This is a genomic window from Rhodopila sp., from assembly GCF_035548235.1.
Lineage (GTDB): Bacteria > Pseudomonadota > Alphaproteobacteria > Acetobacterales > Acetobacteraceae > Rhodopila.
Genome location: NZ_DASZTJ010000179.1, coordinates 1 through 22089 on the forward strand (window position 1 = coordinate 1; position 22089 = coordinate 22089).

A 22089-nucleotide genomic window follows, 5' to 3' on the forward strand; every position below is an offset into this window, starting at 1 on the left:
CGGCTGGCGACGCTGGTCCAAGGGTTCGAAGCCAAGATCGGCACCATGGTGGGCGCCCTCGCCTCGGGTTCGACGCAGCTTGAAGCCGCCGCCCGTTCCATGACCACGACGGCGGAGCGCACCGGCCACCAGGCGACGATCGTCGCCAGCGCGTCCGAGGAAGCGTCGGCCGGCGTGCAAACCGCCGCGGCCGCCGCCGAACAACTCGCCAGCTCGATCCAGGAGATCACGCGGCAGGTGGCCCAGTCGACCAGCACCACCGAGAAAGCGGTGGCGGAAGCGCTGCGCACCGACGAGATCGTCCGAGCGCTGGCGGATGGAGCGGAGAAGATCGGCCAGGTGGTGGGCCTGATCACCAGCGTCGCGGGCCAGACCAACCTGCTGGCACTGAACGCGACGATCGAGGCCGCACGCGCCGGCGACGCCGGCAAGGGCTTCGCGGTCGTCGCTTCCGAGGTCAAGACGCTCGCGAACCAGACCGCCAAGGCGACCGACGAGATCAGCACCCAGATCTCCCACATCCAAGCCGCGACGCGGGAAGCGGTCGCGGCCATCGGCAACATCGTCTCGACGATCCAGGAGGTCAGCGTGATCGCCACCGCGATCGCCTCCGCCGTCGAGGAACAAGGCTCCGCCACGTCGGAGATCGCCCGGAACGTCCAGCAGACGGCGGTCTCGGCGCAGGAGGTCACGAACAATATCGACGGCGTGACGAAATCGGTCAGCGAGACCGGCGGCGCCGCGTCGCAGGTGCTGGGCACTGCGGGGGTGCTGGCCAAGCAGGCCGAGGACCTGGCCAGCGAGGTCAACAGCTTCCTGACCGGCGTGCGCGCGGCCTAGGGTCTAGGCGGGCGACGCCAGGCAGGCGTCGACCCGCCGGTCCAGCCGGGGCGCGGATGCCAGCAGGGTCCGCGTGTAGTCGTGCCGGGGCGCGGCGAACACGTCCCTGGTGGGCGCCGTCTCGACGATCTTGCCGCGGTGCATGATCGCCACCCGGTCGGACAGCCGTTCCACCACCGAAAGATCGTGCGAGATGAACAGGTAGGTCAGCCCCAGCGACCGGCGCAGCTCCAGCAGCAGGTTCAGCACCGTCGCCTGCACCGACATGTCCAGCCCCGACGTCGGCTCGTCCAGGATCAGCACCCGCGGCTGCAGCAGCAGGATCCGCGCCAGCGCCACCCGCCGCAACTGCCCGCCGGAGAACTCGTGCGGATAGCGCCGGCCGGCATCCGCCTCCAGCCCCACCGATTCCAGCATGCGCTCCACCCGCGTCCGGCGCTCCTCGGCCGACCGGACGCCGTGGACCAGCAGGCCTTCGCGCAGCGTGGCGCCGACGCTCCACCACGGATCGAGCGCCGCCGCCGCGTCCTGGTGAACATACTGCACCGCCCGCCGCAGCACCCGTGCCCGAACCGGCGCCACGCCGCTGACGATCCGGCCGTCCAGGCGGATCTCGCCCGACGTCTCCCGCTGCAGCCCCAGGATGGTGCGTCCGAGCGTGGTCTTGCCGCTGCCGGATTCGCCGACGAGGGCGAGGATCTCGCCGGGATGCAGCGACAGGTCGACGCCATCCACCGCCTGCACCGGCGCGACCGGGGGACGCAGCCACCGGCGCGCGACGCCCAGGGTGACGCCCAGGGTGGCGCCCAGGGTGACGCGCAAGTCGCGCGCCTGGATGATCGGTTCCGTCATGGCGCGTGGATGCAGCGTACGAGCACGCCGTCCTGCCCAGGCGCCTGGGCAGGCAGGTTGGCGCCACAGATCGTTTCCGCTTCGGCGCAGCGCGGGGCGAAACGGCAGCCGGGCGGCATGCGCGTGGCCGGCGGCACCGAACCGGGAATGCCGACGAAGCTGGTCGCCCGCTCCGGATGGCAGCCGATCAGCGCCCGCGTATACGGGTGGCCGGGCGTGCGCAGGACCGGGGCGACCGGCCCGGCCTCCACCGTCTGGCCGGCATAGATCACGGTGATGTCGTCGCACAGCTCCGCGACCACGCCCAGGTCATGGGTCACGAACAGCAGCGACAGGTCGAACTCGTCCACCAATTCGCGCAGCAGCAGCAGGATTTCGTGCTGGGTGGTGACGTCCAGCGCCGTCGTCGGCTCATCGGCGATGACCAGGCCGGGCTGGCAGGCCAAGGCGGCGGCGATCAGCAGCCGCTGCCGCTGGCCGCCCGAGAACTGGTGCGGGTAGCGCTCCAGCGCCGCCTCGGGCGACGGGACGCGCAGGCGTTTCAGCAACGAGACCAGCCGCGCGACATGGTCGCGCCTCGTGCCCTCGGCGTGGCGGCGCATGACCTCCAGCATCTGCGTGCCGACCTTGAACACCGGGTTCAGCGACAGCAGCGGGTCCTGCGGGATGAAGCCGATGCGCCGGCCGCGGATGCGTTCGACCATCTCGGCTTCGGTGAACACCAGCAGGTTCTCGCCCTCGAACTGGATCGTGCCTGCGTCGACCGCTCCGCCGCGCGGCAGGATGCCCAGGATCGCGCGGATCAGCGTCGACTTGCCGCAGCCCGATTCGCCGACGACGCCCAGGACGCGGCCCTTGCGCAAGGTCAGGCCGACATCGTCCAGGATGCGCGCCGGGCCGGCGTCGGTGCGGATCGAGACCTTCAGGCCGGCGACCTCCAGGATGGGGATCATCGCGAGCGCCGCAGGCGCGGGTCGACCAGGTCGCGCAGCCCGTCGCCCAGCAGGTTGAAGCCCATCACCGTCAGCAGGATCGCCAGGCCCGGATACAGCGCGTACCACCAGGCATCGGGCAGATAGAGCCGGCTTTGCGCGATCGTCAGGCCCCAGTCGGGCGCGGGCGGCGTCGCCCCCATGCCCAGGAAGCCCAGCACCGCAGCGGTCAGGATGGTGAAGCCGAGGCCGATCGTGGCGCGCACGATGATGGGCGAGATCGCGTTCGGCAGGATGTGCAGGAAGACGATGCGTCCCGTCCCCGCGCCGATGCCGTGCAGCGCGTCGACGAACAGGGATTCGCGCAGCCGCCGCGCATCGGCATAGACGATCCGGGTGAAGAACGGCCAGTAGGTCAGCGACAGCGCCAGCATCGCGCTCTGCAGCGACGGCCCCATCATCTGCGCCAGCGCCAGGGCCAGGATCAGTTGCGGGATCGCCAGCACGACGTCGCAGACCCGCATGATCAGTTCGGAGAAGAACCCGTTGCGGTACCCGGCCAGCAGCCCAAGCGGGATGCCGATCGCCATCGCCAGGCCCACGACGGCCATCGCCACCTGCAGCGCGCCGCGCGCACCCAGGATCACGCGGGAGTAGATGTCGCGTCCCAAATTGTCGGTGCCGAAGGGGAACGCCATCGTCGGCGGCTTCAGCCGGCGCAGCAAGTGCGACGCCGTGGCGTCTCCGGGATAGGGCGCGAGCCACGGGCCGAGGATCGCGATCAGCACCACGACCAGCACGATCGCCAGGCCGATCATCGCCGGCACGTCGCGCGCCAGCTTGCGCAGCACCGGGTTCATGCGCGCCGCAACAGCCTGGGGTCGATCAGGCCCTGCACGAGGTCCGTCAGGATATTGACGATCGTATAGATGACCCCGATCATCAGCGTCACCGCCAGCATCACCTGCCGGTCGCCGGTCAGGATCGCCTGCACGGTGTAATTGCCGACGCCGGGCCAGTCGTAGATCGATTCCACGACCACGCCGCCGGCGATCAGGCCGCCGAACAGCAGGCCGATCTGGGTGACGGTCGCGGTGACCGAATTGCGCAGCACATAGCGCCAGATCAGCCGGCCGGACGGGTAGCCCATCGCCCTTTCATACGCCACGAAGTCCTGCTGCAGCGTTTCCAGCATCCCCGCTCGGGTGAACCGCACGATGCCCGACATCCCGCCGAGGGAGAGGGTGACGGCCGGCAGCACGAGGTGGGACAGCGCGTTGCCGAACGCGTCGAAGCGTCCGGTCAGCAGGCTGTCGAGGATCACCGACCCGGTGATCCTCAGCGGCGGCGCCATGTCGGGCGATAGTTCCCCGCGCAACGGAAACCAGCCCAGCCGCATGGAGAAATAAAGCTGCAGCATGATCGCCACCCAGAACGCGGCGACCGCCACGCCGGCGACGGACACGATGCGCAGCAGGAAATCCGGCCACTGGTTATGGCGCAGCGCCGAGAACACGCCCAACGGGATGCCGATGCCGACGGACAGGACCAGCGAGGCGATGACCAGTTCCAGCGTCGCCGGCAGGCGCTGGGCGATATCCAGCGACACGGCGCGGTGGGAGAAGGCGCTCTCGCCGAAGTCGAAATGCAGCGCCTTCCAGGCATAGGCGAGGAACTGCCGCCAGAGCGGCAAGTCGAACCCGTATTGGTGCCGGATCGCCGCGATCTGCGCCGGCGTCGCGGCGTCCCCGGCGAGCGACACGGCCGGGTCCGACGGCACCGCGTGGATCAGCAGGAAGGTCAGGACCAGCAGCCCGATCAGGGACGGGATCGCGGTGCCGACGCGAAGGAGGAGAAAGCGGGTCATGCGGGCGACACGTCATGGTTCGGCCTGGTTCGGCCACCTGCGGCTTGCGGCGGTGCGCACGGCAACGTCGTGGATGGCCGGGACACGCCCGGCCGCGACGCGGGGAAAGGCGTCCGGCACACTGTCCATACACCCGTCAGATACTGATCCACCGCATCTCGCACCCCTGCCCCACCGTGCAGAACCGGCGGCCCTTCACCCGGTTGTTGATCCCCTGCAACTGCATGGAGTTGTAAACGAAGATATCCGGGCAGTCGGCGACGATCAGGCGGATCGCCTCCTCGTACAGCGGCGCACGCTCTTCCTGCGCCAAGGTCGCGCGGGCCTTGCGCAGCAGCGCGTCGACTTTCGGGTTCTCATACCAGGACGACGCTTTCCAGGTGCCGTGGAACTGGCTGTCGTACATCTGGCCGACCCAGTTCTCGGGGTCGACGAAATAGGTGCTGACCCAGTGCACCCACATGTCCGGGGTATTCTGCGGCGTGCTCATGTTGGCGGTCATGTTGGCCCAGGTGTCGGGCACGACTTTCAGGTTGATGCCGATCTCCGCCAGGTCGCTCTGGAACATCTGCGCGGCCTGGACGCTCTGGTCGTTTTCCGACTGCACGTGCAGCTCGATCGGGCGCTTGAGCTGCTGGGCGCCCTCGGCCTGGGCTTTCGCCAGGTATTCCTTGGCCTTCGCCAGATCGTAGCTGTATCCTTTGACGTCCTTGGGCGCGCCCCACAGGTTGTCGGGCATCGGCAGCGGATCGCGCGTCGCGTAGCCGCCCAGGATGTCGTTGATGAACCCCATATAGTTGAAGGCGCAGGCAAACGCCTTGCGCACGTTGATGTTGTCGAACGGCGCCCGTTGGTTGTGCATGCGCACAATGAACGTGCGCATCACCGTGTTCTTCTCCACGTGCGCCACTTTCGACGCGTTGATCTTGTCCACCTGGTCCGCCGGCAGGTTCGTATCGGTCCAGTCCAGCGACCCGTTCAGCAGCGCCAGGATGCGCGTCGAGGTCTCGGCCGTCGGTCGCACCGCCACCTTGCGGACCGGGTTCTTGTTGTCGTCCCAGCCCATGAAGTGGGCGTCATGGATGTCCAGGTCGAGGGATTCCAGCGGCCGATAGGTGGCCGGCACAACCTTGTACGCCCCGGACCCGGCGCCGTTGCTGGCCAGCCAGGACTTGCCCCAGTCGCCGTCCTTTTCGTGCGGCTTGATCGCGCGTTGGTTGACGATCGAAATGATCGGGATCGCGGCGAAGAACGGCGCGTACGGCTTGCTGAGCACGAAGCGCACCGTCAGCGGACCGGTGGCGGTCACGTTCTCGGGCTTCAGGATCGGCAGGAACGCGCCGGCGGGGGCGAGCTTGAGGCCGAGCACGCGGTGGAAGGAGTAGACGACGTCGTCGGCGGTAAGGGCGCTGCCGTCGTGGAACTTGATGCCCGGCCGCAGCTCGAAATCCCAGGTCAGCCCGTCGGCGGAGACGGTGTGGCTCTTGGCCAGCCACGGGACGATCTGCGGCGGGTCGTTCTCGTATCTGTACAGATTGTCATACACATTGAACATGACCGTCTGCATCGGCACGTCGAACACCTGGTGCGGGTCCAGGTTCGCCGGCAGGCCCCAGCCGCTGACGAAGGTATCGCCGACCGCCCGCGCGGGCAGCGCGCGCAAGGCCAAGGCGCCGGCGGACAGGGCGGCCAGGCCGCGGCGGGTGATCCCGGCGCTCATTCCGCGACCATCGGCACGGCGGGCTTCGCGTAGCGGCTGGCGGGCTTCGGCAATCCCAGGTTCTCGCGCAATGTCTTGCCCTCGTATTCCGTGCGGAACAAGCCGCGCCGTTGCAATTCCGGTATGACCATGTCGACGAAGTCGTTCAGCGACCCCGGCAGCCAGGCCGGCATGACGTTGAACCCGTCGGCCGCGCCGTTCAGGAACCAGTGCTCCATCACGTCGGCGATCTGTGCGGGCGTGCCGATCGTCAGCAGGTGCCCGCGCGGGCCGGCGTTCAGCAGGCACAGCTCCCACAGCGTCAGCTTGTCGCGGCGCGCGGCCTCCAGCAGCAGGCGCTGGCGGGACAGCGGGCCGTTGGTGTCGCCCATCTCCGGCACCGGACCGTCCAGCGGATACCGACCCAGGTTCGGCACCCCGATCGTATGCTCCAGCACCGAGATGCCGACGCTGGGATGGATCAGCGACTGCAGGAAATCGAACTTCTCCCGCGCCTCGGCCTCGGTGCGGCCGACGACGGGATACAGGCCTGGCAGGACCTTCACCTCCTGCTGGGTGCGGCCATAGCGCGGCAGGCGGGCGATGACGTCGCCATAGAATTCCTTGGCCTGCTCGAACGTGGTCTGCGCGGTGAACACGACCTCCGCCATGCGGGCGGCGAGGTCGCGCCCGGTGTCGGACGCGCCGGCCTGCACCAGCACCGGCCGCCCCTGGGGGGAGCGCGCCACGTTCAGCGGGCCGCGCACCTGGAAGTGCGTCCCCTTATGGTTCAGCACATGCATCTTCGCCGGGTCGAAATAGACGCCTGACTCCTGGTCACGGATGAAAGCATCTTCGTCCCAGCTATCCCACAGCCCCTGCACGACCTCGGCGAACTCCGCCGCGCGGTCATAGCGGTCGGCGTGGGAGACATGCGTGTCGCGGCCGTGGTTGAAGGCCTCGGCCTCGTTGTTCGACGTCACCAGGTTCCAGCCGCCGCGCCCGCCGCTGATCTGGTCCAGCGAGGCGAACTGCCGCGCCAGCGTGTAGGGTTCGTTGTAAGTGGAACTACAGGTCGCAACGAAGCCCAGGTTCGTGGTGACGGCGGACAAGGCGGACAGCAGCGTGATCGGCTCGAACTTCACCGTCTTGCCCATGCGGCCCTTCGCCTCGGGCGAGCCGAAGACGCTGACGGCGGCGCTGTCGGCCAGGAACAGCAGGTCGAACTTGCCGCGTTCGGCGGTGCGGGCGACGTCGACCGCCTGGGCGAAGACCGTGCCGGATTCCGCATAGGCGCCCGGATGGCGCCACGCCGCCACGTGCTGGCCCGTTTCATGGATAAATGCGCCCAGATTCATCCGGCGCGCCTGCGCTTTGGGCATGATCACCCCTCCACCTGTCCCGGCGCCGCCAGTCTAGCAAAACCGAGGCCAAGCGTCTCCGCTCGGACGTTATCCGCTGGGACCTCATCCGCTGGGGCCTTATCCGCTGGGGCCTTATCCGCTGGGGCCTTTATCGACGCCTCGGAAGCCTGTGTGTATCGTCCCCGCCGATTCAACCGCCGGGAGCGACCTCATGCCCAAGACTGCCTTGCTGATCACCCGCCGCCTGCCCCCGGCGATCGAGGCCCTGGCCCAGGCGGACTTCGACGCCAGCCTGACCGCCTCCGACACGCCGATCCCCGATCTGCTGGCGCGGGCAAAGGGCAAGGCGGCGGTGCTGTGCTGTCCGGGCGACAAGCTCGATGCCGCGACGATCGCCGCGCTGCCCGACAGCGTGAAAGTGATCGGCACGTTCAGCGTCGGCTTCGACCATATCGACGTCGGGGCGGCCACGGCGCGCGGCATCGCGGTGTGCAACACCCCCGACGTGCTGTCGGTCGCGACCGCCGAATGCGCCTTCATGCTGATGCTGACCGCCGCCCGCCGCGCCGGTGAGGGCGAGCGGCTGGTGCGGTCCGGCAAATGGGAAGGCTGGGCGCCGACCCAGTTGCTGGGCACCGGCGTCGCCGGCCGCAAGCTGGGCATTTTCGGCCTCGGCCGCATCGGGCGGGAGATGGCGAAGATGGCCCGCGGCTTCGGCATGGAGATCCACTACCGCGACCAGAACCGCCTGCCCCCCGACCTGGAACAGGGTGCCACCTTCCACGACAGCGACGCGGCGTTCCTGCCGCACTGCGAGTTCCTCTCGCTGCACGCACCGGGCGGCGGCGGCACGCGGCACTGGCTGGATGCGGAACGGATCGCCAGGCTGCCGAAAGGGGCCGTGGTGGTGAACGCCGCGCGCGGCACGCTGGTCGACGACGCCGCGCTGATCGCCGCGCTGCGCTCCGGCCACCTCGCCGGCGCCGGCCTCGACGTCTTCAACAACGAACCGAAGCTGGACCCGGCCTACCTGACGCTGGAAAACGTCGTGCTGCTGCCGCACCTCGGCAGCAACACGCAGGAGACGCGCGACGCCATGGGCCGCGTGGTGCTGGCGGGCATCAAGACGCTGCTGGCCGGCGGCACGCCGCACAACCAGGTGCGCTGACCATGCGGATCGCCGTCGGCGGCTTCCTGCACGAAAGCCACTCCTTCGCCCCGCGTCCCACCACCTATGCCGATTTCCTCCAGCCCGGCGGCCTGCCGCCGTTCACCGCCGGGGACGGGCTGGTCGCGGCGATGCGCCCCCGCTCCATCCCGCTCGCCGGCGCCATCGCGGTGGCGGAGGAAGCGGGCGTGGACCTCGTGCCCCTCGCCTGGGGCTTCGCCAATCCCGCCGGCCCGGTGGAGGACGAAGCGTTCGAGCGCATCGCCGCCTGCATCTGCGCCCCGCTGTCCGCGGCACTGGACCAAGGCCCGCTCGACGGCGTCTACCTGGACCTGCACGGCGCGGCGGTGGTCGAGAGCTTCCCCGACGCCGAGAGCGAGTTGCTGCGCCGGGTGCGGGCGATCGTGGGGGCGGACCTGCCGCTGACGATCAGCCTCGACCCGCACGCCAACCTGACCGAGGCGATGGTGCGGCTGGCCGACGTTGCGGTGCCGTTCCGGACCTATCCGCATGTCGACATGAAGGCGGCCGGCGCCCAGGCCATGCGCCTCCTGCTCGCCCGCATCGCACGCGGCGCCCCCTGGTTCCGGGCCTTCCGCGCGCTGGATTTCTGGATCCCGCTGGGCAGCCAGTGCACGCTGATGCCGCCCATGCAGCCGGTGATGACGGAGCGTGCGGACCTTGCATCGCGGCTGGACGCGGTCGAGCTCGCCTTCTGCTTCGGCTTTCCCTATGCCGATTTCGCCGGCTGCGGCGCCGCCATCGCCGCCTATGCCGACACCCAGGCGAAGGCGGACGCCGCCGCCGATGCACTGCTGGCCTTCGTCAACGCGCGCGAAGCGAGCTTCGTGCAGGACACGCTGCCGTCCTCCCAGGCAGTGGCCGAGGCGCGACGGATCGCCGCCGCCGCGTCCAAGCCGGTGGTGCTGGCCGATACGCAGGACAATCCGGGCGGCGGCGGCCACGGCGACACGACCGAGCTGCTGTCCGAACTGGTGGGGCAGAAGGCGAAGGGCGCGGTCGTCTGCCTGATCAACGACGCCGAGAGCGTCGCCGCCTGCGTCAAGGCGGGCGTCGGGCAGACCGTTTCGCTTTCCCTCGGCGGCAAGTCCGACGGCATGCCTTTCGCCTGCACCGCTCGGGTCGAGAGGCTGACCGACGGGACCTTCACCCTGACCGGGCCGATGGGCGCGGGCAACCCGGGCAATCTCGGGCCGACGGCGCTGATCGACGTCGACGGCGTCCGGGTCGTCGTGACCTCACGCAAGATGCAGGCGCTGGACCAGGCGATCCTGCGCCATGTGGGGATCGAGCCGGCGGACTGTCCGATCATCGCGCTGAAGTCCTCGGTGCATTTCCGAGCGGATTTTGGTCCGATAGCGGAACGGGTGATCGTGGCGATCGCGCCGGGGCCGGTGGTGGCCGATCCGGCGATCCTGAACTTCCGGCATGTGCGCGCCGACCTGCGCCGCCGGCCCCGGACGGGCTAGGCCATGAGCATCTCGGCGAAGATTCCCCGCACCGCGCTGGTGACCGGCGGCGCCAAGCGGATCGGGCACGCGATCGCGCTGGAGCTGGCCTCCCTGGGCTTCGACGTCGCCGTCCATTGCGGCGCCAGCCGGCAGGAGGCCGAGGCGACCAAGGCGGCGATCGAACGGACGGGACGGCGGGCCATGGTGCTGCAGGCCGATTTGCGGATCGAGGCGGAGACCGGGCGCCTGGTGCCGGACGCGGTCGCGGCGCTGGGGCCGGTCGGCGTACTGGTCAACAACGCCAGCCGGTTCGAACGCGACGAATGGGACGGCGTGACCCGCGAGACCTGGGATTCGCACATGGAGCCGAACCTGCGGGCCCCCTTCATCCTGATGCAGGCCATGGCCAAGGCCCTGCCGGCAGCGGCCGAGGGCGTGGTGGTCAACCTGCTCGATCAGCGCGTATGGTCGCTGACGCCGCATTTCGTGTCCTACACGCTGTCGAAAGCCGGGCTATGGGCGCTGACGCAGACGATGGCGCTGGCGCTCGCGCCCCGGATCCGGGTCAACGGCATCGGCCCCGGCCCGGCGCTGCCCAGCACGCGGCAGACGCCCGAACAATTCGCCAGGCAATCGGCTTCGGTCCCGCTGGGCCACGGCACCGGCGCCGACGAAGTGGCGCGTGCGGTGCGGGCGATCCTGTCGCTGCCGGCGATGACCGGACAGATGATCGCGCTGGACGGCGGCCAGCACCTGCAATGGGCGGCGGAAGGTTCGACGGGAGCGCCCGAGGAATGAGCATCGCCAGCGCCCGCCTGGGCATCCGGCACGTGTTCCTGCGCGACATGGTGCTGTCGGCCTCGATCGGGATCTATCCGCATGAGCACGCGGCCCGGCAACGGGTGCGGATCAACGTCGACCTGGGGGTCGAGGACGAGGCGGCGCGGGCCGGCGTCGCGGTCGGCGCGGATGAATTGGGACGCGTCGTCAGCTACGAGAAAGTGGCGGACAGCGTGCGCAGCATCGCCACGGCGGGCCACACGCGGCTGGTGGAGACGATGGCCGAACGCATCGCGGAATCCTGCCTGGCCGACCCGCGCGTGCGGAGCGTGCGGGTGAAGGTGGAGAAGCTGGATATCTTCCCCGACGCCGAGTCGGCCGGCGTGGAGATCGAGCGGCTGCGGGGTTAGGGCACGCGACCCGGCCGCCGGTTGTGCTTGCTCCGCCCGACCCGCACCGTTAAAGTTCAGTAATAACAACGGTCGCAATTGTCAGACGGCAAGACGACAAGCCAGGGATCGTAACGTGTCAGCCAGTGCCCGCCGTACTTGGGTCGAGCAGGTATTGCAGGTGCGCCTTGGCGCGCCCGCGTCCGGCGCCCAGCCGAACCAGGCCGGACCCAATCAAACCGGACCCCAAAGTCAATCGGCACCCCAGAGTCAATCGGCACCCTCGGGCGCCGCCGTGCGGCTCGCGCAGGCCATGCTGCAATGGAACAACACCCGCAGCTATGTCGGCCAGCAGGTGAAGAAACTCCAGGAAACGATCCTGGAAGCCACGTCCACCCAGCCTGAATACCCCGCCATCCAGCAGAACATCGGCAATCTCGACGCGCTGCTGGAAGTGCTGGACGACAGCCTGACCGCGAAGCTGAACGAACTGCGCGCCACCGCCGACGAAAGCGCCAAGCGCAAGCTGTCCGAGGAAGCGCGCGGCATCGTCGCCAGGTTCCAGAAATACGCCGCGGAAGACCCGTTGATGAACGACATCGACAGCAACGGCTTCCTGCAGCTCGACATCAAGTCGCGCGTGACCGCGACGCTCGCCGACGTGATGAAAACGATCTGATTTCGCCGTCTCCCCGATCCGGGACCCTGATGGAAAGAGCTCGACGATGCCGCTCGATACGCTGACGGACCAGCAACGCGCCTTCGTATCCCAGCACCTCAGCAAGGGGCTGTTCAGCGGCAAGCAGAACAAGGCGACCGTCGCCGCCTATGAGGCCTATGTCGCCGAGGAGGCCAAGTTCCGCGAACTCGCCGCCGCCCTGCCGCGGGAGGACCAGGAGACGGTCGCGCTGATCCAGCGCCTCCGCCCGATCATGGACCAGAAGAACGCCGGCGACTTCGCCAAGGCGACCGCCGGCATGACGCAGCTGGTCAAGGACGGGGAAGCGCGGCGCACCCAGATCCAGCAGGCCAAGCAGGGCCTGGTGGACGAGCTCGACAAGCTTTCGGTCGCGGAATGGGCTGCCCCGGACAAGGTCAGGGCGATGCAGGGCGAATGGCAGAAGGCGAGCGAGGCACTGACGCCGCCCCTGCCGTCGGGCAAGCAGCTCAGCGACGCCCGCAAGGCGATCGCCATGCTGGACTGGATGGTCGACGACGTGCAGCAGGAGGCACGCGGCAAGAAGCAGGAGGTGCAGAACCAGATCCTGAACCTGATCGACCCGCCTTACGCCGGCCCCGAGGCGCTGAAGACGCTCGCCGGGCTGCGGCAGCAGGCCAACGAGGCCATGGCGCCGCCCTACCCCACCGGCGCGCGGTTCGAGGCGGCATCGAAGGCGATCGAGGCGTTCAATACCGCGACGCAACAAGAAGCGAACCGGATCGCCGGCCGGCGCCAGGCGCTGCAGGAAGCGTTGGCCAAGCTGGCCGTCCCGGCCTGGGCCGACCAGAAAGCCGCCGAAACGATGAACGCCAGCCGCCAGGCGGCGACGAACGCGCTGGCGCCGGCCTATCCGTCCCCTGCCCAGGTCACCACCGCGGAGCAGGCGATCAACGCGCTGACCCAGGCGATCCAGCAGGAGACCGCGCGCGTCGCCAAGCGGCGCACCGACCTGCAGCAGCGCCTCGCCGGCCTGTCCGATCCGGCCGGCGCCGATCCCGACGACCTGAAGGCCATGAAGGCGGAGCGGGACAAGGCCACCGACGCGCTGAAGGACGAATTCCCGACGCCGGCGAATTTCCAGGCCGCCGAAGCCGCGATCGGCGCGCTGGAAGGGCTGGTCAGGCAGGCCAAGCAAATCGGCGGCGTGTCGGACAAGTACGGCGCGGGCAGCGACACCGCGAAACAGACCAAGGGCGCGTTCAAATCCTTCCGCGCCGTCCTGGGCAACGTGGAGGTCAACGACAAGCTCATCGCCGACGCCCAAAAGGCGCTGGAAGACCGTGTCCGGGAACTGGCCGAGAAGCAGAACGCGCTGAACGCCGCGAAGGCCATGCCGGAGGGCACGCCCGAACAGAAGCGCCGGAAGAAACAGGCGACCGAGAAGGCGGAGAAGGAATGCGACGACGCCGGCGCGGCCAAGACCAAGGCCGAGGCCTATCTGAAAGCGGCGCAGGGCCAGAAGAACCTGACCGACGCCCTGGCCGGCGGACCGCTGTCGGGTTCGTCCGACCAGAAATTCAAGGACGCGACCGCGGCGACCTTCATCAAGGGCTTCACCGAGAACCCGACCCTGGCGAAGTCGGCGGTCACGGCCGCTACCACGGCCAAATTCCCCGACACCATCGCGCAAGGCTGGCCGACGGTGCGCGACGCCGTCGGCAACGGCCTGAAGGCCAAGGACGGCACCGTCTGCACCGTGCCCGGCGCCTGCGAATCCTACGGCGAGAACCTGCTGAAGATGGGCGGCAATGTCGGCGGCGATTATTTCGCGCGCCTGCCCGACTATCTCGACTCCGGCGAGCAGTTCAAACCCGATCCGTTCGGCCCCACGCCCTCGACCTGGGGCGAACTGGCGCGGCAGCGGACGACGGGCGTCGCCGGCGCGCTGCTGAAGGATGACGGGTCGATCGACATGACCTCCGACGGCGCCAAGAAGACGGTCGGCGCCATGCTGTACAACCCCAGCGTGGTGAACATCCCGACGCCGGCGCTGACGGGACAGTTGCTGAAGAGCTTGAAGGAGTTGGAGGACCCGCAAGCCAGCACGATCCTGAAGGGCGTGACGGCGCCGACGGACCCGGGCGCGCAAGGGCTGGTGCGGCGGTCGGTCGGCAAGGGCGGCACCGACGCGGTCGACGCCAAGGACACCCGCACATCGGTGCTGGCGGCGATGCTGAAGCCGCTCGACCAGGGGCCGGTGGGGTCCTGCTTCGCGACGGCCCCGGCGCGGCGGATGCGGGAGACGCAGCCGATGGACGCCATGCGGTCCTATGCCGAGATCGCCACCAAGGGTACCTACAAGGCCCCCGGCGCGTCGACGGCGGTGCCGGCGGTGACGAACATCCCGCCCAACGAAGACCCGATCATGCGAAGCTGGGAGTATTCGCTGGCGACCGCCACGGCGCGGCAGGGCAACACGATCGAGAAGTCGCAGTTCACCGGCGCGATGGCGCCGGGGCTGGACCAGATGCGTCCGATCGTCGGCGGCCCGGACAATGCCTGGAACGGCAAGAAGGCCGCGCTGGCCAATGCGATCAGCAACGCCTTCACCTTCACCTACGACCCGACGCTGACGGTGACCGATTCCAATGACGGCTCCTCGTCCCAGGGCCGCTACGTGCTGAAGCTGAAGGCGGGCGACAAGGCGATCACCACCCAGGACCAGTTCTCCGACGCGATCGCCGAGGTCTCCATCGCTGCGCTCGGGTTCGGCGGCGGTTCGGACCAGGCGAACCGGATCAAGGCCTTGACGAAGCAGCCTGCCTTCCTCAACGCCGTCTGCCCGGGCAAATACAAGCCGTGGGAGCTGGCGAGCGGCGGGTTCACCGACCAGGCGACCAAGACGCTGTTCGGCAACGGGCTGCAGGTGAAGCCGATCCTGGCGAAAGCGTCCGGCTCACCCGCGCCGACCGAGGGGCAGCGCACGACCCAGGTGCTGACCGGGATGCTGAACCAGTTCAGCGGCAAGGGCGATCACATGATCACCATGAATACCCAGGGCATCCACGGCTTCAACGCACTGCCGAACGACCCGTCGCTGGCCGAGTTGAAGGGCGCGACGCCGCAGGAAACCGCGCAGAAGGTGCAGGAGAAGCTGGTGGCGAAAGGCCAGGCGCTGAAGGACACCGACCTGACCGCCGACCGCGCCGCCTATCTGTTCGACCAGGAACTGACGAAGGCCATCGCCGGCGAGAAGAACAAGGGCGGCAAGTCCGACCCCGCGCTGGTCACGATGCTGGAGACCGCGCAGCGGGAGAAGCGGCCGACCCGGGCGATGAAGCCGGCGCAACTGGACGCGGCGGTGAAAGAGGCCCTGACCCCCTACAACGACGCGATCGCCGGCAAGGACTCCGACGCCTGGAAGAAGAAGGAAGAAGACGCCGGCCGCCCCGTGACGCCGCAGAAGTTGCAGGAGAAACTGGACGCGCTGAAGAAGGCCTATGCCGAGCAGACCGAGAACGGGGTGAAGTCGAACCTGATGCGCGACATGGCGGCGCCCGAGTTCGTGATCGCCGATACGAACTGGGGCAGCGGCCTCAACCACACATTCTTCGTCATCGCGCCCGATCCGACGACCGGCGAGCCCAAGCTGTGGGAGAAGACCGATCCGCCGGGATCGATGGCGCCGGCGGGGAAGAAGTGGGTGGACACGCAATGGGAAAGCGTCGAATGACCGCGCAGATCAGGGGGACCGACAGTGCCCATATGGGGGATCATACATGGAGCCCGAGATGATTGACCAACCGCCCGCCGTCGTGCTGGGCATCGATGACAGCGGCGGCAAGCTGGTGGCTCCGGGCGATGTCGGGCAGGCGCACGACATGGCGGAGCTGCTGAAGATGGCGCCGCACCTGAAGAAGCACCCCCTGCCGCTGGCGCAGGCGGTGAACCATTTCGCCCATGGTTCGGATTTCCGGGTGATCTCCGACCCGAACGCCTTCGCCGCCGAATACAAGGCGGAGCTGGCGAAGGAGGACCCGTCGGCGCCATGGCAGGCCGGCGTCATCCGCCTGCGCGACCATGGGGTGCCGGATTTCGGCGCGATCCGCGCGCCGGCCGTCAGCGGCGGGCACCTGGTGTTCTACGCGGTCGATACGTTCCTGGGCGTGCCCTACAAGGTGGTCTGCGCGACGCTGACCGCGACGCCGGTCTATGAGCCGATGCCGCTGACGCCGCTGCCGGCGCCCAAGGTGGAACCGCGGGAGGATGAGCTGATCGGGCCGCACTCCAACAGCCAGCCGCTGCTGCCGGGGACGAAGCCGTAGAGGGCTGGGGCGTCCCTTTCGTTTTGGCGGGCGCAGGCCCTAGGGGCGTTGAGATGGAGCGGCACCGGCGCCCATAGGCCCTACGCCCGCTTGGACGCCCCCTCTTCCAGCCGAGCGTCCGGATGGAAATGGGCGTAGACCCGGCGGGCGGTTTCGCGGCTGATGCCGGCGGCGGCTTCCAGGTCCGCCAATCCCGCCATCTTCACCCCGCGGGCGCTGCCGAAATGGTTCAGCAGCGCGCGCTTGCGGGCGGCGCCGATCCCCTCGATCTCATCCAGCTCGCTGGTCCGGATCGCCTTGGACCGCCCGGCGCGGTGCGTCGTGATGGCGAAGCGGTGCGCCTCATCCCGCAGCCGCTGGAGGAAATACAGCACCGGGTCGCGCGGCGGCAGTTGGAACGGCTCCTGCCCGTCCGTGTAGAACCATTCCCGGCCGGCGTCGCGGTCCGGCCCCTTGGCGATCGCCGCCAGCTTCACGTCCTGCACGCCCAGATCGTCCAGCACTGCCCGCGCCGCCGAAAGCTGGCCGGCGCCGCCGTCGATCAGCACCAGATCGGGCCATTCCGCCTCGTTCCCCTCGGCGCCGTCCTTCAGGGCGCGTGAAAAGCGGCGGGTCAGCACCTCCCGCATCATCGCGAAATCGTCGCCGGGCGTGACGGGGCCCTTGATCCCGAACTTGCGGTAGGCGGACTTCGTGAACCCCTCCGGGCCGCCGACGATCATCACCCCGTACGGGTTCGTCCCCATGATGTGGGAGTTGTCGTAGACCTCGATCCGTTCGGGCGTGCTGGGCAGCTTGAACAGGGCGGCGACGCCTTCCAGCAGCTTTGCCTGCCCGGCGCTTTCCGCCAGCTTGCGTTCCAGCGCCTCCCGCGCGTTGGTCTCGGCGTGCTGCACGACGGCGTGTTTTTCACCGCGCTGCGGATGGGTGACCTCGACGCGCCGGCCGGCCTTCAGCGACAGCGCCTCGGCGATCAGGGCCTGTTCGGGCAGGTCGTGGTTGACCAGCAGCAGCGGCGGCGGCGGCTTGTCGTCGTAGAACTGGGCAATGAAGGCCGACAGCACGTCGGGCGTTTCCTCCGCCCTGGTGTGGCTGGGGAAGAACGCCCTGTTGCCGTTGTTGCGGCCGCCGCGGATGAAGAACACCTGCACGCAGGTCTGGCCGGCGGACTGCCAGGCGGCGATCACGTCGGCGTCGGTCATGCTGGCCGGATTCACCACGCTGCTGCCCTGCACGAAGGTCAGCCCCCGCAACCGGTCGCGGATCGCGGCGGCGCGCTCGAACTCCAGCGCTTCGGCCGCCTGCTCCATCTGCGCCGCCAGCTCCTTCTGCACCGACCCCGCCTTGCCGGACAGGAAGGCGCGGGCCTGGGCGACCAGGCCGGCATAGGCTTGCTGACTGATGCGGCCGACGCAGGGGGCGGAACAGCGCTTAATCTGATACAGCAAACACGGCCTGGACCGCGTTGAAAATACGGAATCTGAACAAGAGCGGAGCAGGAAGACGCGCTGCATGGCGGTGACGGTCTGGTTGACCGCCCAGGCAGAGGCGAACGGTCCCCAATAGCTGACCTTGCGCACCTGCGCCCCGCGATGCTTGGCGATCTGGGGGAATGGGTGGTCTTCGGTCAGCATCAGCCAGGGATAGGACTTGTCGTCCCGAAGTACGATGTTAAAGCGTGGCTTCAGCCGCTTGATAAGATTGGCTTCCAGCAGCAGCGCTTCCGCCTCGGTATGCGTCGTGATGATCTCCATCGACGCGGTTTCCGAGACCATCCGCCGCAGCCGCTCCGGCAACCGGCCGAGCTGGGTATAGGAGGTGACGCGGCGCACGAGGTTGCGCGCCTTGCCGACATAGAGCGCGTCGCCCTTCGCATCGAGCATGCGGTACACGCCCGGGGCGAGCGGCATCGTCTGCAAGGCCGTCTCGATGACCGAAACGCCTATGGTCGGGGATTCGCTAATGGGGACGCTCCTTTGCTCCTCCCCGGATGTAGAGTGGCCCGGGCCGGACGTCAGCCCCCCAGCAACGTCACCCCAAGGGTCGAACCAGCCCGGCGCAGGTCTTCGTCAAGTGATGCAAGCGGCAGTTGCCTGCGCTGCGCGAGTTCCAGATAGACGGCGTCATAGGCCGTCAAACGGAAGCGGTCGGCCAGGCGCAACGTCGTGGCCCAGACTTGGGTATCGCAGTGACTTGGGTATCGCAGTCTGGGTCGACATCGATCGGCATCACGCTGAGCCGGGCGAGCGCTATATCGCGAAACGTCGTATCGATCCGTTTACGACGGATCGCCGTCTGGAAGGCGTTCAGCACTTCGATCCGCCAGGGCGACGGGACGACGGCGCCCATATCGGCGACCTGGGTGAGAACGGCGTCAGCCGCGGGCGTGCGCTCATCCTCAAAATACCACGCGAGCGTCAGTGACGGATCGAGAATCAGACTCACCGTCGGCCCTCGGCGATGAGGTCCTTGATCGTCACGTCGCCGAGGGTAACGCCTTTGCTCATATCCCGGATGCCCTGGGCGGCAGCGCGCGCGGCCTCGCGGTTGATCGCACCCTTTGGCGGAACCAGGCGCGCGACCTCCCGCCCGTGCCGGGTGATCGTCACTTCCTCGCCGTGTTCGACCAGGTCGAGCAGTTCGCTCAGCTTGTTCTTGGCCTCAAAGGTGCCGATGGTGCGCATGCCCTGCCCATGACTAGAATTCATCTAGCTTAACATGGGGCGCTGTCGCATGTCTTGCAAAGGCGTCCGCACCTGTCAGGGGACCAGAGCCGGGAACGAACCGCCCGGCGTCAGCCCCCCAGCGTGGCCAGCAACCCGGCCATCAGCTTGCCGCGATAAGCCAGGCTGTCGACCTCGATATGCTCCGTCAGCGTATGCGCGCCGCCGCCGGCGACACCCAGGCCGTCGAGCGTGGGGATCCCCATCGCGCCGGTGAAATTGCCGTCCGACCCGCCGCCCGAACTCTCCGACGCGATGTGGTAGCCGAGGCCCTTGGCGATGACCCGCGCCTTTTCGTACAGCGCCAGCCCGGCCTCGTCCGCTTCCCAGACCGGCCGGGTCACGCCGCGCGTCACCTTGAACTGCACCTCGTTCGAGGACGCGCGCAGGTCGAGCATCGCCTTCACGCCGCGATCCAGGTCCGCCTGCTTCTTGGCCATCGACAGCGCTTCGCCCCGGCAGGTCGTGGTCACGCAGTTCACCCACTGGCCGCCGTGGATCACGCCGACGCTGAAGGTGCAGCTTTCGGTGGTCATGTCCTCGATCTCGATCAGCTTGCGCGCCATTTCCCGGATCGCCGACCGCCCCGCCCCCGGGTTCGACCCCGCGTGGCTCGGACGCCCCGTCGCCTCCAGGTTGAAGCGCGCGATCGCATAGCGGCCCGTGACCACGCCGCCGCCGGCCCGAGCGGGTTCGGGCACCAGGATGAAGGCGTGGCGGGAGGCTTCGGCCTCGATCAGGTCGCGGGTCGAGGGGCTGCCGATCTCCTCGTCACTGGTGAACAGCACGGTCACCGGCAGCTTCGTGGGCACCCCGGCGCGGCGCAACTGGCGGATCGCCTCCAGCGCCAGGTAGTTGCCGCCCTTCATGTCGAAGATGCCGGGACCGTAGGCGCGGTTGCCTTCCCGCCGGAACGGCAGGCTGGCCAGGGTGCCGACCGGATGGACGGTGTCCAGGTGGCCCATGACCAGGATGCCGGGCACGTCCGGCGTCGGATGCGGGAAGGTCGCCCGCACGCAGTCGCCATAGCCCATCCGGCCGGGGACCCGCTCGATCCGGCCGCCCGACATGGCCAGGGCGCGGCTCGCCATGTCCATCATCCGGTCCACCGCCGCCTTGTCGAAGGTCGGGCTTTCGCATTCGACCCATTCCCGCAAGCCCTCCAGCATGGCGTCGGCGTCGAAGGGCAGAGCATTGGGGTCCATGCGGCATTCTCCAGTATAGCGCCGCAACGGTGCCACGTTCAGGGCAACGTGGCGAGCCTCTCCCCCAGCACCGCGAAGAACCCGTCGGCGTCGAGCGTGTCCAGCACCCGGGCGTTCGGCACCCCGCCCCAGCGGTTCATGACGGTGCGGCCCCGGCTGATGCCCGCCGCCAGTTCCACCTGCACATGCGCCGGCCGGCTGGTGAAGAGCCGGGGATGGGTCAGGCAGAGCACGGCGCAGGGGTCGTGCAGCGGCGCCCCTCGCCCGCCCAGTCGCTGCGACGGCGGCACGCTGGCCTGGATGTCGCACGCCGCCGCCAGGCATCGGCCGGTCCCCTTCGCGCGCCATTGCGCGATCCGTTCGGGCGTTGCCAGCGCCTGGGCCGTCAACTCCAGCGTGGCGAAGGTGACCGGCCGGCCGGCGGCAAGCAGGATCGCCAGCGCCTCGGGGTCGCTCCAGGCGTTGAACTCCGCGGCCGGCGTGACGTTCCCCTCGGCCCAGGCGCCGGACATCAGGGCGATCGCCGCCACCCGCTCCGCCAGGGCAGGTTCGGTCGCCAGCGCGAGCGCCAGGTTGGTCGCGGGACCGATGCCGACCAGCGTCACGGGGTCGGCCGACTGGCGCAGGATCGCGCGGATCGCGTCGGCGGCGATGCCGGGCGCGGGCGCGCCGCCCGGCGGCAGCACGATGCCGCCCAGGCCGTCCGGACCGTGCACGCGCGGCTCGCCGGTGAACGCGCCCAGCAGCGGCCGGTCGGCACCCGCATGGACCGGGACGGACACGCCCGCCAGGCGCGTCAGCGCCAGTGCGTTGGCCAGCGTCCGCGCCAGGCCGACATTGCCGCCCGCCACGGTGACGGCGCGGACATCCAGTTCCGGCGAGGCGAAGGCCAGCAGCAGCGCCACGGCGTCGTCCGTGCCAGGATCGCAATCAATGATGACGGGGCGTGGCACTTCGTTGCATCCTTGGGCCGTTCCCTGAACCGAGTGCGGAGAGCATGCGCGTCGCCCTGTTGTACAGCGGACTGCCCCGGATGTGGGAAGAATCGGTCCCCACCCACCGCCCGCTGTTTCCGGGCGCCGAGGTCCACGCGTTCTGCCATTTCTGGGACACGGTCCCGCCCGAGGAGCGGCAGCGCCTCAACGCCCTGCTGCGCCCGGCGCTGTGCCAGTACGAAAGCGTGCCGGACTTCAGCATGATCGACCAGTATGAATGGCTGAAGCGGGACAACATCAACGTCCCGTCCCGGATGGTGTCGCAATACGCCGGCTGGCAGCGTGTCGGCACGCTGTTCGCCCCCTATGCGCCGCTGTTCGACGTCGTGGTGCGCATCCGCACCGACCTGAGCTTCTTCCGGCCGCTGAACGTGGACCTGGACGCCATTGCGCGGAAGCAGACCGATTTCGTTGGCTACGAATGGACCGAGACCAAGGGCGTGCTGTTCGACGCCTTCGCGCTGGGCACGCCCAGCGTCATGGTCCATTTCCACATGCTGCTGTCGCGACTATGGGACTACGCGGCGGACACGGCGTTCAACGCGGAGTTTCTGCTGACGCGGCACGTGCGGACCTATCACCGGCCGGTATCGATCGAGGTGCGGGACACCCTGCCGTTCTTCATCCGCCGGCCGCACATGGCGGGCTGGTCGGTCGAGCAATGCGTGGCGGAAGGCCCCGGCGTCGCGAAATGGCGGGACCCGGAGATCCACAACGCGCACCTGGCCTATCACGGCAAACGCGCCGGCGACGCCGGCATCCAGCACGTCAACCGCTTCCGCGCTCGGCAACTTGGCTTGCCGGAGGCATAGGCCCG

General features: G+C 68.8%; 21 protein-coding genes. 9 read left to right on the plus strand and 12 right to left on the minus strand.

What is annotated here, in order from left to right:
* A partial coding sequence (locus VHB27_RS14445; RefSeq protein ID WP_325601593.1) for a methyl-accepting chemotaxis protein occupies positions 1–840 on the plus strand: 840 nt, incomplete at its 5' end.
* A gap of 3 nt (positions 841–843) precedes the next feature.
* On the opposite strand, the gene VHB27_RS14450 is transcribed toward VHB27_RS14445, so the two are convergent.
* The 6 genes from VHB27_RS14450 to VHB27_RS14475 form a co-directional block, all read right to left on the minus strand.
* The gene (locus VHB27_RS14450; protein ID WP_325601595.1) at positions 844–1692 is read right to left on the minus strand and encodes an ABC transporter ATP-binding protein; all 849 of its coding nucleotides are present in this window, start codon (positions 1690–1692) and stop codon (positions 844–846) included.
* Positions 1689–2645 carry an ABC transporter ATP-binding protein gene (locus VHB27_RS14455; protein WP_325601597.1) on the minus strand — a complete coding sequence of 319 codons (957 nt, stop codon included), beginning with the start codon at positions 2643–2645 and terminating at the stop codon, positions 1689–1691. The genes VHB27_RS14450 and VHB27_RS14455 overlap by 4 nt, the downstream gene beginning before the upstream one ends.
* Entirely contained in the window at positions 2642–3484 is an 843-nt protein-coding gene (locus VHB27_RS14460) for an ABC transporter permease (protein ID WP_325601599.1), read from the minus strand. Before VHB27_RS14460 ends, VHB27_RS14455 begins: the two co-directional genes overlap by 4 nt.
* Entirely contained in the window at positions 3481–4491 is a 1011-nt protein-coding gene (locus VHB27_RS14465) for an ABC transporter permease (protein WP_325601601.1), read from the minus strand. The genes VHB27_RS14460 and VHB27_RS14465 overlap by 4 nt, the downstream gene beginning before the upstream one ends.
* Positions 4492–4627: 136 nt before the next feature.
* Positions 4628–6211, minus strand: coding sequence for an ABC transporter substrate-binding protein (locus VHB27_RS14470; protein WP_325601603.1), 1584 nt, complete (start codon positions 6209–6211; stop codon positions 4628–4630).
* Positions 6208–7572, minus strand: coding sequence for an LLM class flavin-dependent oxidoreductase (locus VHB27_RS14475; RefSeq protein WP_325601605.1), 1365 nt, complete (start codon positions 7570–7572; stop codon positions 6208–6210). Before VHB27_RS14475 ends, VHB27_RS14470 begins: the two co-directional genes overlap by 4 nt.
* Positions 7573–7765: 193 nt before the next feature.
* Between VHB27_RS14475 and VHB27_RS14480 the strand changes: the two genes are divergently transcribed.
* The 7 genes from VHB27_RS14480 (at position 7766) to VHB27_RS14510 (ending at position 16349) form a co-directional block, all read left to right on the plus strand.
* Entirely contained in the window at positions 7766–8722 is a 957-nt protein-coding gene (locus tag VHB27_RS14480; RefSeq protein ID WP_325601607.1) for a 2-hydroxyacid dehydrogenase, read from the plus strand.
* A 2-nt stretch (positions 8723–8724) separates the two neighbouring features.
* Complete coding sequence (locus tag VHB27_RS14485; RefSeq protein ID WP_325601609.1) at positions 8725–10212, plus strand: M81 family metallopeptidase; 1488 nt, start codon at positions 8725–8727, stop codon at positions 10210–10212.
* 3 nt (positions 10213–10215) lie between these two features.
* Complete coding sequence (locus VHB27_RS14490; protein ID WP_325601611.1) at positions 10216–10992, plus strand: SDR family oxidoreductase; 777 nt, start codon at positions 10216–10218, stop codon at positions 10990–10992.
* On the plus strand, positions 10989–11384 hold the full coding sequence (gene folB, locus VHB27_RS14495) for a dihydroneopterin aldolase (RefSeq protein ID WP_325601613.1): 396 nt from the start codon (positions 10989–10991) through the stop codon (positions 11382–11384). Before VHB27_RS14490 ends, folB begins: the two co-directional genes overlap by 4 nt.
* 115 nt (positions 11385–11499) lie before the next feature.
* On the plus strand, positions 11500–12042 hold the full coding sequence (locus VHB27_RS14500) for a hypothetical protein (RefSeq protein WP_325601615.1): 543 nt from the start codon (positions 11500–11502) through the stop codon (positions 12040–12042).
* Positions 12043–12088: 46 nt separating this feature from the next.
* The gene (locus VHB27_RS14505) at positions 12089–15757 is read left to right on the plus strand and encodes a hypothetical protein (RefSeq protein WP_325601617.1); all 3669 of its coding nucleotides are present in this window, start codon (positions 12089–12091) and stop codon (positions 15755–15757) included.
* 58 nt (positions 15758–15815) lie between these two features.
* The gene (locus tag VHB27_RS14510; protein ID WP_325601619.1) at positions 15816–16349 is read left to right on the plus strand and encodes a hypothetical protein; all 534 of its coding nucleotides are present in this window, start codon (positions 15816–15818) and stop codon (positions 16347–16349) included.
* 80 nt (positions 16350–16429) lie between these two features.
* Here the strand turns inward: VHB27_RS14510 and uvrC are convergent, their stop codons facing one another.
* From uvrC to VHB27_RS14540, 6 genes are all read right to left on the minus strand, one after another.
* On the minus strand, positions 16430–18313 hold the full coding sequence (uvrC, locus tag VHB27_RS14515) for an excinuclease ABC subunit UvrC (RefSeq protein WP_325601657.1): 1884 nt from the start codon (positions 18311–18313) through the stop codon (positions 16430–16432).
* 50 nt (positions 18314–18363) lie between these two features.
* On the minus strand, positions 18364–18510 hold the full coding sequence (locus VHB27_RS14520; RefSeq protein WP_325601621.1) for a type II toxin-antitoxin system VapC family toxin: 147 nt from the start codon (positions 18508–18510) through the stop codon (positions 18364–18366).
* Positions 18483–18794: a type II toxin-antitoxin system VapC family toxin gene (locus tag VHB27_RS14525; RefSeq protein ID WP_325601623.1), complete on the minus strand. Its 312-nt coding sequence runs from the start codon at positions 18792–18794 to the stop codon at positions 18483–18485. The genes VHB27_RS14520 and VHB27_RS14525 overlap by 28 nt, the downstream gene beginning before the upstream one ends.
* The gene (locus VHB27_RS14530; protein ID WP_325601625.1) at positions 18791–19033 is read right to left on the minus strand and encodes a type II toxin-antitoxin system Phd/YefM family antitoxin; all 243 of its coding nucleotides are present in this window, start codon (positions 19031–19033) and stop codon (positions 18791–18793) included. The genes VHB27_RS14525 and VHB27_RS14530 overlap by 4 nt, the downstream gene beginning before the upstream one ends.
* A gap of 110 nt (positions 19034–19143) precedes the next feature.
* A complete protein-coding gene (locus VHB27_RS14535) occupies positions 19144–20277 on the minus strand; it encodes a M20/M25/M40 family metallo-hydrolase (RefSeq protein ID WP_325601627.1) in 1134 nt (377 codons plus the stop codon).
* A gap of 38 nt (positions 20278–20315) precedes the next feature.
* Positions 20316–21230: a nucleoside hydrolase gene (locus VHB27_RS14540; RefSeq protein WP_325601629.1), complete on the minus strand. Its 915-nt coding sequence runs from the start codon at positions 21228–21230 to the stop codon at positions 20316–20318.
* A gap of 44 nt (positions 21231–21274) precedes the next feature.
* Here VHB27_RS14540 and VHB27_RS14545 point away from each other — a divergent pair, with 44 nt between their 5' ends.
* Positions 21275–22084 (plus strand): hypothetical protein, encoded by an 810-nt coding sequence (locus VHB27_RS14545; RefSeq protein WP_325601631.1) that lies wholly within the window; start codon positions 21275–21277, stop codon positions 22082–22084.
* Positions 22085–22089: the final 5 nt, after the last annotated feature.